Source organism: Haladaptatus sp. R4, assembly GCF_001625445.1.
GTDB lineage: Archaea > Halobacteriota > Halobacteria > Halobacteriales > Haladaptataceae > Haladaptatus.
The window spans coordinates 170,631-183,442 of the sequence record NZ_LWHG01000011.1 but is presented as its reverse complement, the minus strand read 5'-3'; the positions used below and the strand labels follow the sequence as shown (position 1 = coordinate 183,442).

Annotated in this window: 9 protein-coding genes and 2 pseudogenes; 8 read left to right on the top strand and 3 right to left on the bottom strand. The window is 59.7% G+C overall.

The window, feature by feature from the left end; translation table 11 throughout:
- The first annotated feature begins 79 nt into the window (after positions 1 to 79).
- Positions 80 to 2,179: a hypothetical protein gene (locus tag A4G99_RS04595; protein WP_066139989.1), complete on the top strand. Its 2,100-nt coding sequence runs from the start codon at positions 80 to 82 to the stop codon at positions 2,177 to 2,179.
- 45 nt (positions 2,180 to 2,224) lie between these two features.
- On the opposite strand, the gene A4G99_RS04590 is transcribed toward A4G99_RS04595, so the two are convergent.
- Positions 2,225 to 3,073, bottom strand: a complete 849-nt coding sequence (locus A4G99_RS04590; RefSeq protein WP_066139988.1) for a ribose-phosphate diphosphokinase — start codon at positions 3,071 to 3,073, stop codon at positions 2,225 to 2,227.
- A 195-nt stretch (positions 3,074 to 3,268) separates the two neighbouring features.
- Here A4G99_RS04590 and A4G99_RS04585 point away from each other — a divergent pair, with 195 nt between their 5' ends.
- Entirely contained in the window at positions 3,269 to 3,754 is a 486-nt protein-coding gene (locus tag A4G99_RS04585) for a helix-turn-helix domain-containing protein (protein WP_066139985.1), read from the top strand.
- A 48-nt stretch (positions 3,755 to 3,802) separates the two neighbouring features.
- On the opposite strand, the gene A4G99_RS04580 is transcribed toward A4G99_RS04585, so the two are convergent.
- Positions 3,803 to 4,570, bottom strand: coding sequence for a hypothetical protein (locus tag A4G99_RS04580; protein ID WP_066139983.1), 768 nt, complete (start codon positions 4,568 to 4,570; stop codon positions 3,803 to 3,805).
- Between the two features lie 281 nt (positions 4,571 to 4,851).
- Here A4G99_RS04580 and thrS point away from each other — a divergent pair, with 281 nt between their 5' ends.
- The 5 genes and pseudogenes from thrS (at position 4,852) to A4G99_RS04555 (ending at position 10,429) form a co-directional block, all read left to right on the top strand.
- Positions 4,852 to 6,792, top strand: a complete 1,941-nt coding sequence (gene thrS, locus A4G99_RS04575; RefSeq protein ID WP_066139980.1) for a threonine--tRNA ligase — start codon at positions 4,852 to 4,854, stop codon at positions 6,790 to 6,792.
- A 91-nt stretch (positions 6,793 to 6,883) separates the two neighbouring features.
- Positions 6,884 to 7,596 (top strand): annotated as a pseudogene (locus tag A4G99_RS04570) (phosphoribosyltransferase family protein).
- 153 nt (positions 7,597 to 7,749) lie between these two features.
- Positions 7,750 to 9,212, top strand: a pseudogene (locus A4G99_RS04565) (NCS2 family permease).
- Between the two features lie 77 nt (positions 9,213 to 9,289).
- Positions 9,290 to 9,538 carry a glutathione S-transferase N-terminal domain-containing protein gene (locus tag A4G99_RS04560; RefSeq protein WP_066139977.1) on the top strand — a complete coding sequence of 83 codons (249 nt, stop codon included), beginning with the start codon at positions 9,290 to 9,292 and terminating at the stop codon, positions 9,536 to 9,538.
- Between the two features lie 186 nt (positions 9,539 to 9,724).
- Entirely contained in the window at positions 9,725 to 10,429 is a 705-nt protein-coding gene (locus A4G99_RS04555) for a hypothetical protein (RefSeq protein WP_066139974.1), read from the top strand.
- Positions 10,430 to 10,434: 5 nt separating this feature from the next.
- On the opposite strand, the gene A4G99_RS04550 is transcribed toward A4G99_RS04555, so the two are convergent.
- The gene (locus tag A4G99_RS04550) at positions 10,435 to 11,382 is read right to left on the bottom strand and encodes a transcriptional regulator (protein ID WP_066139969.1); all 948 of its coding nucleotides are present in this window, start codon (positions 11,380 to 11,382) and stop codon (positions 10,435 to 10,437) included.
- A gap of 144 nt (positions 11,383 to 11,526) precedes the next feature.
- Here A4G99_RS04550 and A4G99_RS04545 point away from each other — a divergent pair, with 144 nt between their 5' ends.
- Positions 11,527 to 12,795, top strand: a complete 1,269-nt coding sequence (locus A4G99_RS04545) for a tRNA(Ile)(2)-agmatinylcytidine synthase (RefSeq protein ID WP_066139967.1) — start codon at positions 11,527 to 11,529, stop codon at positions 12,793 to 12,795.
- The last annotated feature ends 17 nt before the right edge of the window (positions 12,796 to 12,812 follow it).

Here is a 12,812-nt window from a genome sequence, read left to right as displayed (position 1 = left end):
TGAAGTGGAGAAAGTTATTACAGAGGAACGAGAATAGATTTTCACTCGATAACGAAGATACGGAGTTTTTTCCTAAATCATGATAATCGAAACCCTTTCCGATGGTCACGGACTCGAACTTATCGATCCACTCGATAAATCACGGTTCGTGCTTCGCACACCGAAGCCTGTTTCTCCGACGGAAGTGGATGCCGACGGTCTGGATTTTCCGGTCGAGAGAGCGGTCGAGGTTCAGACGAGTTCAATCGAGATGCACGCAAATAGAGGGGTTGTCATTCGAGATCTCGATGGGACGATTCGTTTTGATAGTAGCAACAATCAGTGTGGTGAGATATTGCCGAGAGACAGCTATGTGGTCGAACTATCAGGAAAGCCGATGAAGATCTACCTCTCGTTGTCTGGACCGATATCGTTCGAACGAAAAGGGTCGGATTCGGAGTTGTCGTTCGGTCAAGAACGAAGTATTATCATCGGAGTACGCTCGAAAGTACGGAAACCCCCAGGAACGATCACGGTCACGGACGATACCAACGATATCATGCGAGCGATGTCACTGTTCGGATCGGTGTTGAAGACAACAAGTTCGGAACGGTCGTATCCGACACTCCGTGGACATCCACCACTCATCGAACGCGGTAACGAATTCCACGTTTCATCCTCGGTGACTTCTGGAGAGACAGAAACGACGCTCGTCCTTCCACCGGAACGAGAGTACCTCTACCCGGCAACGTCACTCGCCTATTATCTCAATTCGTCAGTCGTTTCTGGAAGAAGTCCACGACTCATCGCAAAGGATTTCGAGTACGAATTGGGGACGGGCAATAGCTACGAAGAAACAATCGAGCGAATCCTTCGACAAGTATTCTTTTTGGACTGCCTGGTCCGAACAGATGGATTTTATTCAGTTGAACTTTATGAACGAGAAGTAATCGAACCACGGTTGGATATCGATTTGGACGTTCTTTTCGATACGTCACTGGAAGAACGCCTTCGAGCATATCTCGGCATCCCGTTCGATACGTTTGAACCAGTGATTTCCTCATGGCATCTCGCTGTCGATATGGTTCCAACCGTCGAAAACGTCGAAATACTCCCCTTCCTCGCGAACAAACTCGCATTCGTTCGAACGGCACAACCGCCATCCGAAAGGAAGGAAGAAACACCGGAATTGGTCCATGAATTTTACCGGGAAGGATTCTCGAAAAATTCTGCTAAAGCTAGTACCAAATCGAATCCTTCGGCCAAGATATTCGAGATGGAAGGTAAGTCGAACACGCGACAACGTGCGTGGGTTGGCCCCGGATATCCACTTCGATGGAGCAAACTGACCTACGATGGGCTTCATTCATACTCGACGAGAAGTCGTACCAACGAGGGTTCATCGACAGCGACCATAAATGTAACAATAGTATGTAACGATCCGATGATGCAAGACGAGAGTAATGTTGTTGATGATTACGAACTATGGGACCTTCCGCAGTTCAACGTCACAGTCCATCATCGGACGACAAAAGCTGAATTGATGGAACAACTCTCCACACAAACCGATTTCTTCCACTACATCGGCCACATATCGGATAAAGGAATTCACTGCGAAGATGGGTATCTCGATGTTCAAAACCTCTCAGAAGTGAATGTCAGGATGTTTCTACTGAATGCGTGTAACTCATACGAGCAGGGAATGGCCCTCCTCAAACGTGGTTCGACAGCAGGTATTGTCACTCTATCTAAAGTTAGCAACGCCACTGCGACGGAGATCGGTCGGTTGCTTGTTCGATTACTTAGTTCAGGATTCCAATTTCAGACGGCACTATCTCTGATTCACCGGATTCACTTGTTAGGGTATCGCTACATCGTGCTTGGTGATGCATATTCAACATTATGCCAAACTCCTGGTATGACCTCATATGTGACTCATATTTCATCTTCTGATGGAGGAATGTTCGAAGTCAAATTGGAGATATATCCAGCAGGGGATTACCAGCGAGGAATAATTGTAGGAACAGCTGTTGAAAATACTCCTCGGCACTACTTACCTACCGGAGAAGTAGCGACGTTTGACCTCTCAAAAGGAGAACTAGAAGACTTTTTCATGGAAGAGAATGCACCGGTCGAAATCAACGGCGACATCTACTGGAGCGACGAACTCACCGCGGAGAAAGTGAGAGAACTGCTGTAATCGCCTTCGCTCTGCCAACGCGTCCGGCGCAACCAAGATGGGGTGTTACAATACGTTCGCAATGTCGGGGGCGACGGACACCTGACTCACGGCTCGTTCGATGGTGTCCGTACCGTAGACGGCCTCGACGCCCGCGTTTGCGAGTTTGAGGCGGGCGTTCCCGGCGAGCATGGGGTGAACGCAGGTGACGAAGACCCGGCCGACGTCACGCCCGTGGAGGAGCGAGACGGCCTCGCTCATGGTCGAACCCGTGGCGATGATGTCGTCCGTGATGACCACGTCACGGCCGGTCACGTCGGTGTCGCTGGGCGTCATTTCGACCTCGGTGCCGGAGAGGCGTTTTTTCTCGAAGTAATCGGTGACGCCGTCGCCGTACGCGTTGCGGACCGTTTCGGCGATGTCGAGTGCGCCCTCGTCGGGGGAGAGAAAGACGGGGTCGGTCAAGTCGTCGGGTAGCGGGTCCGCGAGGCGACCCGCGGCGTCGATGGATTCGGCGGGAACGTCGAAGAAGTCGCAGACGGATTCCTCGTGCGGGTTGACGGTGAACACGCGGTCGGTTCCGCTGCTGATGGCACGGGCGACTGCTCGGGCGGAAATCGGTTGCCCGTGGTCGAACGCCTTGTCCTGTCGCCCGTAGCCCATGTACGGGAGGACGGTGACGATTTCCTCGGCACCCCATTCACGGGCGGCGTCCTGTAGTTGCAGAAGTTCGAGATGTGCGTCGCTGGAGACGGTGGAAGCGACGACGATGGCACGGTGGGCTTCGAAGTCCGGTGCGCTTGCGAGCAGTTCCCCGTCCGGGAACGACTGGTACTCCACGAATCCGAGCGGTTCGTTCAGCTCATCGGCGAGTGTGGCCGCCAAAGATTGCGAGGCAGACCCACTGAGTATCATACGAGCACACTGGATATGCCAGGTTAAACCGATTTTCACTCGTCGCCGAGAAGACGTGGCAGTGCCCCGAATCGGAAGATAGGTGGAGAGACAGTGAGAAACGGACACCAACACATGAAAACTTACATCTATGACGAAATATTTGATATGCTAATATAATATATTATTTATGCAGGAGGGTAGTAGTATCGTTCGATGGTTTCGGTAACCCGGTTGAACATCGGAACGTCGCTTCCACTCGACGAGGACGAGTTGACACCGGCGGAGAAAGGGGTGTTGAACCTCCTCGGGGAGGGCCGTTGTACACCCGCCTACGTCGCCAGTGAGCTAGCGATCGAATCGGGGACGGCCCGGTCGCTTCTCGATGGATTCCGCGAGGTCGATATCGTGCAAAAACCGTATCGTGGCCTGTACGAATTAACACTCGAAGAACCGGCAGGCGACGGGAAATACCGAACCACCGAAACGGTTTTGGTGGACGTTCCGTTCGAAGACGACCAGTTCAGGCCGACCGAGCGTGGGATTTTGAATCTGCTTTCGAGGGGACGTGCGACACCCGCATACCTCGCACAGGAACTCGACGTCACTCAAGAGTGCGTGAAAAACCGACTTCGGGATATCACCCGACTCGGTCTCGTCCGGCGCGTCCACCGAGGGTTGTACGCGCTGGATGAGGAGTAGCCGGGCAAGTCGAATCGAGACTGTCGAATCGAGACTATCGAATTGAGACTACCGAACCGAGAGGGACGTGACGCCGGTCAATCCGAGATGGCGATTTCGCCATCCATCACCGGAACGTACCAGAAACGTTCCGGAATCGGTCGCCGCGTACACGCCGTCACCGAACCCGATAGCCGCGACGGGGCCCGAAACCGGGAGGGAAACTTCCTGCCAATCGTCGCCGTCGCGTGAAACGACTGTTTCGGCGGTGGCGGCGTAGGCATCCTCCGTCGTCGCACTCACGACGCGAAACGAACCCTCGAAAACGTCCATCCAGCCGTTGCCGAGTCGGTACAACCCGTCGGCGGTGGCAGCGAACGGACCGCCCGCTGCCGAGACGTCCCGTACGTCCGTCAGGCCGACGTGTTGAACGTCGTCGGACGAAACCCGGTACACGCCGTCGGCGGTGGCGACCAGATTTCCGTCGATGGCTCGCACGTCGTCCAGCGTCGCCAACTCGTTCCACTCGCCGTCGTACCGTGCGAGTCGGCCGTCGTCGCCCGCCGCGAGGAGGTCCTCGCCGTCGAACCCGACCGCGACGGCGGGTCCGAAATCGAGCGGTGAGAACTCCGCATCGAGCACGTCTTCGTCCGTCGCTACCGCGAGAGCGCCATCTGTCGCCGCCGTATCCCTGGAGACACAGCGGTGTGCCAACGAAAACTCGCCGATGATGTCCCCGGAGACTTCCACGCGGGCGACGCCCAGTTCGGTCCCGACGTACACCGTCGTCGTCCCCTCCTGGTCGCTGTACACCCGTTTTTCGTCGATACTGGTCATACGCGAGTGATGGACACAAATCGGGGAAAGCGTTCGGGTTCGTCGTCGAAAGTGCGAGCGGTTGCGGCCCGCACAAGGATTAAATACCGTGGCGCGACTACGATCAGTCGAGCAACACGATGCTGGGTGACTGCTTTACACGCCGGGTTCGCACCCGTTAATCTAGTCACCACCATCGTCGTTTTCCCGCCCGTCTTCGAAGCCGAGAGCCGCGCGTCTCCGAACGCGCTTCCGGTCGGTCGAAGCGGGCCAGCGCTCTTTCGGAATCACGAGTCACAACTATGAACCAACAATCACAGAAATCGGTAATCGTATCGCTTCCGGACGGATCGAAACGCGAATTCGAGAACGCACCATCAGTCGGGGACGTCGCCGACGACATCGGGCCGGGACTCGGCAGGGACTGCGTCGCCGGAATCGTCGACGGCGACCTCGTCGCCCCCGAATATCGAATCGAGTCGAACGCCGACCTGCGAATCGTCACGCCGGGGAGTGACGACTACGTTCGGGTGCTGCGACACTCCGCCGCGCACGTCCTCGCACAAGCGGTCCTCCAACTGTTTCCGGACGCAAAGCCCGCCATCGGCCCGCCGACGGACGACGGGTTTTACTACGACTTCGACGGCCTCGACATCGAGCAGTCCGACCTCGCGGCCATCGAGAGCGAGATGAAGGACATCGTCGCGGCGGGGTACGACATCGAGCGCGAGGAGATGTCACCCGAGGAGGCGCGGGAGCGACTCGCCGACCAACCGTACAAACTAGAACTGCTCGACGACATCGTCGCGGACGGGGAGCAGGTCACGTTCTACCGACAGGGAGAGTTCGAGGACCTCTGTGCCGGGCCGCACGTCGAATCGACGGGAGCGGTCGGCGCGCTCTCGTTGCTCGAAATCGCGGGTGCCTACTGGCGCGGCGACGAGGACGAGGCGATGCTCACGCGGATTTACGGCACGGCCTTCGAGCGGGACGCCGACCTCGAAGCGTTCCTCGAACGCCGGGAGGAAGCCGAAAAGCGCGACCATCGAAAGATCGGACGCGAGATGGACCTCTTCTCGGTGCCCGACCACTCGCCGGGGTGTGTCAATTTCCACCCGAACGGGATGGCGATTCGCCGCGAGCTGGAGGAGTACGTCCGCGAGAAGAACGACGAGTTGGGCTACCACGAGGTGAAGACGCCGGAACTCAACCACGCCGAACTGTGGAAGAAGTCGGGCCACTACGACCATTTCAAGGAGGAAGGGGAGATGTTCGCGTGGGAGCAAAACGGCCACGAGTACGGACTCAAGCCGATGAACTGCGCGAATCACGCGTACATCTACGGGGAGCAGCGACGCTCGTATCGTGATCTGCCGCTTCGCTTCTCGGAGTTCGGCACGTGCTATCGGAACGAGCAATCCGGCGAGCTCTCGGGGATGTTGCGCGTTCGGGGATTCACGCAGGACGACGGCCACGCGTTCATTCGCAAGGACCAGATTCGGGAGGAAATCGCCCGCACGCTGTCGGTCATCGACGGGATGTACGAGGTGTTCGGCTTGGACGCTCACCTCAAACTGGAGACGAAACCCGACGACGCAATCGGCGACGACGAGTTATGGGAGCGAGCACACGAGGCGCTTCGAAACGCGTTGGAGGACGAGGGACTCGATTACGAGGTTGCGGAGGGCGAAGGCGCGTTCTACGGGCCGAAAATCGCCATCAACGTTGAGGACGCCATCGGTCGCGAGTGGACGATCGGAACGGTGCAGTTGGACTTCGTGCAACCAGAACGCCTCGGCATCAGTTACGTCGGCGAGGACAACGAGGAACACCGGCCGGTGATGGTCCACCGCGCGCTCCTCGGGTCGATGGAGCGATTCATGGGCGTGTTCATCGAGCACGTTGCCGGGAAATTCCCGCTCTGGCTGGCACCCGAGCAGGTTCGAATCTTTCCCATCACGGACGATGAAGCGGGGTATGCGGCGGAAATCGCGGACGAACTCGGCGCGTACCGCGTCGAAGTCGACGAGCGGGACTGGACGCTCGGAAAGAAGATTCGGGCGGGCCACGACGACCGGGTCCCCTACATGGTCATCGTCGGGAGCGACGAGGCCGAATCGGGGACGCTCTCGGTGCGCGACAGGGAAGAACGACAGCAAGGGGCGGTCGAGATCGCCGATTTCCGGAATCATCTGGACGGCGAGTACGGCGAAAAGCGGCTTCGGCCGGATTTCCTCGACTGACCCGATAGCAGCCGAACCAACATAGGTGTGCCTAAACGGCGGCAAACTATCATCGAAGTGTTCAAGGTTGCACGATGATGACTAGATGGGTATGAACCGAGCAGAGAAGGCCAATCTCCAACTACAGGCCGTCTCAGTCCTCCGAATGCTCAAGGAGACCCGAACCTACGACGAACTCGCGGAAGTCACGGAACTTCCGGCGGGTGATCTGAATCGGTACGTGAACGGCCACGTCCTTCCCAGTCCCGACCGTGCGGAAGCGGTCGTGGAAGGCGTCGGGCGTGAACAACTCGCCGAGGAATTACAGGCACGAACCCGACTCGACCCCGAAGGCTACGTGGACAACTCCGGGGTCGTCTTCGACCAGTCGTTCCTCGACCTCGTGGCACCCGTCGCCGTCGAGACGTTCGATTTCGACCTGCCCGACGTGGTGCTCACGGCCGCGACGGACGGCATCACCCTCGCCGCCGCGATGGCGAGTTACTTCGGTGCCCGCTGTGCCTACGCGAAGAAGTCGAAGGAGACCGCCGTCGAGGAGTTCATCGAGGCGCGCCAGCGACTCGCCTCCGGTATCGAACTCACGTACTATCTCCCCTCCTCGGCCATCGCCCCCGGAGAAACCGTCCTCGTCGTGGACGACCTCATTCGCTCCGGCGAGACGCAGGAACTGCTCTTGGACATCGCCGAGGAGGCCGACGCCGACGTCGGCGGCGTCTTCGCGCTCATCGCCGCCGGACGGAGGGCATCGAACGGGCAGAGAAGCGCACGGACGCGCCGGTTGGGGCACTCGCGTCGTTCGAGTGAGTTCGTCGGTAACGAGCACCAATAATCACCGTTGTGTTAATTTTTCCCTCTCAAATCCGAATTGGAACCAGACATATGCATAATTGCGTATAGATGCCCAGATACTATGAGAACTGTTAAGTAGGTATTCGCGTTTATGCTCATCTGTGAATCATGGGGCTAAAGGACATCAACAGTAATCAGCAGGGATCCGGGATAACCGGCTTGCTGGCTGACTATTTCGGCTTCGAGGAGCACGGCACCGACCTCGGAACGGAGGTCACGGCGGGAATAACGACGTTCCTGACGATGAGTTACATCGTCATCGTGAATCCGTCCCTTCTCGCGGACAGCCCAGATGTACCGATTCAGGACGGAATCAATATAGCGGGATATTCCTACGACCAGACGATGGCGATGCTCGCCGTCGTCACCATCATCGCCGCCGCGGTTGCGACGTTGACGATGGCCTTCTACGCGAACCGACCGTTCGCCCAGGCACCCGGCCTCGGCCTGAACGCGTTCTTCGCGTTCACCGTCGTCGGCACGCTCGGAATTTCGTGGCAGACGGCGCTCGCCGCCGTCGTCGTCGAAGGAATCCTCTTCATTCTGCTCACCGCTATCGGTGCACGAAAATATATCATTCGTCTGTTCCCCGACCCCGTCAAATTCGCCGTCGGGACTGGTATCGGGTTGTTCCTCGCGATCATCGGTCTCGAAGCGATGCACGTCGTGGCCGCCGACTCCTCTACGTTGGTCACGCTCGGCCCCGTCGCGACCGACCCGGTCGCGGTCGTTTCGGTCGTCGGTCTTTTCATCACCTTCGCGCTCTACGCACGCGGAATTCCGGGTTCGATCATCATCGGCATCGGCCTGACGACGCTCATCGGCTACGCCTCCGAGTGGTTCGGCCTCGTCGCGCCGGGTACCCTCACCCCGACGATGACGGGTGCAACCTACGACATCACGCCCGTCGCCGGAGCGTTCGTGAGCGGTCTCGGCGCTCACGATTTGGCCTCCGTCAGCGGATTGTTCTCCTTCGGACTCATCGTCTTCACGTTCTTCTTCGTGGACTTCTTCGACACCGCCGGAACGCTCGTCGGCGTCGTAAGGTCGGTGGCTTCCTCGACGAGGAGGGCAACCTCCCAGACGTTGACAAGCCGCTGATGGCCGACGCCATCGGTACAACGGTCGGAGGCATGCTGGGAACCTCGACGGTGACGACGTACATCGAATCCGCCGCAGGTGTCGAGGAGGGTGGCCGCACCGGAATGACGGCGCTCGTCATCGGGGTCCTGTTCCTCCTCTCGCTCGCCTTCGTCCCGTTGGCCACCGCAGTGCCCCAGTACGCCTCGCACATCGCACTGGTCGTCATCGGCGTCGTGATGCTCGGCAACGTCGTGGACATCGCGTGGGACGACATCACCAACACCGTCCCCGCCGGAATGACCATCCTGGTCATGCCGTTCACCTACTCCATCGCCTACGGCATCGCCGCGGGCATCGTCTCCTACCCCATCGTCAAACTCGCCGCGGGCAAGCGCGATGACATCCGGCCCGGACACTGGGTGCTCGCCGCCGCGTTCGTCGTTTACTTCTTCGTCCGGACGAGCGACCTCCTGAAAGGGAACGTCTGATCCAGGGTTCGCCTTCAAAACCAGCGGATTTTCTCCTGAACACCACACTCTTATTTCCCACCTCCCTACGCGTTCGTATGCCGAACCTCGAACTGTACGAACTCAAGGGATGCCCGTTCTGTGCGAAAGTCACGTCAAAACTCGACGAACTCGGTCTGGAGTACGAATCACATTCCGTCCCACGGAGTCATTCGGCGCGGACAGAAGTCGAAGAAATCAGCGGCCAGACCGGCGTTCCGGTACTGGTGGACAAGGAACACGGCGTCGAAGGGATGCCGGAGAGCGACGACATCAACGAGTATCTCGAAGAGACCTACGGCGCGTAAAAGCGCGTCAGTGACGAGAGCGGGGACTCCCGCACCGACAAACCACACGATCACGACGGAACGTCGGTCCACGACGACCGCAGTCGCGTATCGTGCTTTTTTCCGCGAGTTGCTTGTCGGAGGACGTCAGTACAGAGATGAGTACAGACAAATTAATTGATACGATTGGGGCGGAAATACCGGGCCATGCCGGTGTACGAACGGTCGTCGGCGACCGATTTTCGGGTGATCGACCGCTGGGATGGTGGCTTCAGTTGGCTGGCGCATCCGACCGAGGAAGGGATGCGCACGAGCCACGCGGTTACGGCAGACGACGGCGTCTGGCTCATCGACCCGCTGGACGCGCCGAAACTCGACGCGCTGTTGGATGACCTCGGAAACGTCGTCGGCGTTGCGGTGTTGTGTAGTCATCACGCCAGGGACGCCGGTATCATCGCGGCCCGGCACGACGTATCAGTTCACGTTCCGCGCTGGATGGGTCGCGTCGGGGAGCGGGTCGATGCTCCCATCGAGCGATTCGAGACGACGTTCGGCGACTCAGGATTTCGCGTCCGACGGTTCGAACCGCTCTCGCTGTGGCAGGAAGCGGTGGCCTACCGAGAGGAGGATAGGACGCTTATCGTTCCGGACCTGCTCGCATCCGGTCCGGGCTACACCGTGGGCGAGGAGCGAATCGGCGTCGTGCTCTCCCATCGGCTGTTTCCGCCGCGGGACGCACTCGGCGAACTCGAACCGGAGCGTATCCTCTTCGGACACGGTAGCGGCGTGTTCGAGGAGGCGAGCGCCGCGTTCGACGATGCGCTCGATCATGCACGAAAACGGTTCCCTCGCGCATTCGTGGAGCAGTTTGGCACGAACGTCCGGTTGCTCCTCGCCGCGATGAAGGACTGAATCGATCAGGCTTCCGCGCGTTCGCGGATCAGCTTCTGAAGTTCGTCGGCGTCGTCGAGGTCCTCGACTTCCTCGCGTTCGACCAGTGCGGTGCCATCCACGGTTTCCCGTCGCGTCTTGTCCACGAAGTAGACCGAATGGGTCCGTGCGACCTGGCTGATGGAACTCATGATCCGAGCGCGTTTTTCGGCCGTGCGGGTGAACGCCGAGTGACTCGTCAGAACGCGGTCCTCGCGGTCGTCCTCGCTGACCGTCCGGAACGGCGCTCTGCTCGTGGGGTGAACCGTGAACCCGACGCGGGTGAGCGTGGAGAACATGTCTTGGTCGTCGGATTCGGCTTCCGGTTGGTCCGGTTCGTCCTCTGCCGTCACCTCGTCGGCACCGTCGAACACCTCGACCGGGCTCGTCAGTTCGCGGTCGAACAACGCTTCCAGTTCGACGGCGACTTCCACGCTGGCGTTCATGCCGCCTTCGTACTTGGAGACGGTGCGACGCGAGACGCCGAGTTCGGAGGCCAGTTGACCGAGGCTCCAGCCGCGGTCCTGGCGCTCGTCGCGGAGGATGTCGCCGTCGATGTTGACGTACAGGCCGCCGGGTGCGGCGTAGACGAGCGGCGGGACGCCCTCCACGAACAGATCGACTGCCGTGTCCGGGCTGAACACCGGAACGCCGTGACGGAAGTAGACGACGCCGGGTTCGAGGTCCTGATTTCGCGTCCGAAGCCCGAGTACCAGCGGCGTCGCGTCGAGATACGTGCCGAGGCGGCGCATCTCGATGCCGGTTTGGGCGTCGAACGCGTCGATGTTGCCGAGAATCTTCAGCAACAGGAGGTCTGGTCCTCGTCGCGCTGCCACGTCGAAGCTCTTTGGTCGGATAGCACACCGGTCGCTAACTACGAAGCCCGCATCCTCTAACATCGCAGTCACGTTTCCGACCAGTGCAGACCGGGACATGGTGAGAGGTAAGTGAGTCTCATATAAAAGCCCTTTGGCGACCCACCCCTCCGCAGTCTTGCGATTACGTAAATTGCCGACAGTATATTTATATAGCATAGTTTCTTCGAAAACTGTTAATTCGCCACGCCGTAACCACCGGACGTGACCGTCATCGGTCTCGACGACACCGACTCCCGCGAACGCGGGATGTGTACGACCTACCTCGCGGCGCAACTCGCAGAACGAATTCGAGACGCCGGGGGAACCATCGAGCGATTGCTCCTCGTCCGACTCAATCCCGCCGTGAAACACAAAACACGGGGGAACGCCGCGTTGGCGATACACACGGATTTCGATCCCGAGCGCGCCTTCGCGCTCGCGCGTTCGGCGCTCGATTCGGCCGCCGAGACCGACGACCCGCGGACGAATCCCGGTCTCGTCGTCGCGCCGCACGCTCCCGACGGGATTCCGGACGACGTCGCGGAATTCTCGCGGAAGGCGATTCGGGAGTTACTATCGCGGGAGGACGCCGAGCGACGGATCGACGCGGCGGGCTACCGACACGTCGGGTGGAAGAACGGCCGCGGAAAGATCGGCGCGCTGGCGGCCATCGGCGCGCACGCCGCGTTCTCCGAATGGACCTACGAACACATCTCCTACCGCGAGGACGAACGGTGGGGAACGCCCCGCGAGGTGGACTTCGATTCGACCTTCGCGGCCGCCGATTCGGGGTATCCAGACGTGTGGGACACCGTGGACCGCGGCACCGGCGAAGCGGTCTGTGTTCCGCACACACCCTGTCCCATCCTCCACGGTATTCGCGGCGACGACCCGGACGACGTCCGGCGAGTCGCCGAGCGAATCGAGGGCGAACCCGTCGTCAAAACGGCGCTGTTCGTGACGAATCAGGGGACCGACGCCCACTTGCAGGACGCCGAACTCCAGGAAATCGAGGACGACCGCGCCTACCGCGTGGCCGGAACGGTCGCTTCGAAGCCGGAAACCCGACGTGGCGGCCACGTCTTTTTCACCATCGAGGACGGCACGACCGAACAGTTGTGTGCCGCCTTCGAACCCACGAAGCGATTTCGAAATCACGTTCGGAACCTCCGCCCCGGCGACCGAATTGCGGCCTGCGGCGAGGTCACCGACGGAACCCTCAAGCTGGAGAAGTTCGCCGTCCGGAGCCTCGACACGACCGAACTCGTGACGCCGAACTGCCCCGACTGTGGCCGCTCGATGAAGAGCGCAGGTGCGGGACAGGGCTACCGCTGTCGCCGATGCGGTACGGATGCGGACGGCAAAGTCGAGCGGAAAATCGAGCGCGACCTCGAACTCGGGTGGTACGAGGTGCCGCCGGAAGCGCGCCGCCACATCGCCAAGCCGCTCGTCAGGGGTGGGTTCGACGCGTCGATTCACCCGGAGCGATAAGGATCCGAAGACCTCGG

Excerpts from the sequence above, each read along its gene's own strand:
- A4G99_RS04590 (WP_066139988.1), bottom strand. The coding sequence starts at position 3,073 with ATGATACTCAGTGGGTCTGCCTCGCAATCTTTGGCGGCCACACTCGCC.
- A4G99_RS04555 (WP_066139974.1), top strand. The coding sequence starts at position 9,725 with ATGCCGGTGTACGAACGGTCGTCGGCGACCGATTTTCGGGTGATCGAC.
- A4G99_RS04560 (WP_066139977.1), top strand. The coding sequence starts at position 9,290 with ATGCCGAACCTCGAACTGTACGAACTCAAGGGATGCCCGTTCTGTGCG.
- A4G99_RS04580 (WP_066139983.1), bottom strand. The coding sequence starts at position 4,570 with ATGACCAGTATCGACGAAAAACGGGTGTACAGCGACCAGGAGGGGACG.
- A4G99_RS04550 (WP_066139969.1), bottom strand. The coding sequence starts at position 11,382 with ATGTCCCGGTCTGCACTGGTCGGAAACGTGACTGCGATGTTAGAGGAT.
- thrS (WP_066139980.1), top strand. The coding sequence starts at position 4,852 with ATGAACCAACAATCACAGAAATCGGTAATCGTATCGCTTCCGGACGGA.
- A4G99_RS04585 (WP_066139985.1), top strand. The coding sequence starts at position 3,269 with ATGGTTTCGGTAACCCGGTTGAACATCGGAACGTCGCTTCCACTCGAC.
- A4G99_RS04595 (WP_066139989.1), top strand. The coding sequence starts at position 80 with ATGATAATCGAAACCCTTTCCGATGGTCACGGACTCGAACTTATCGAT.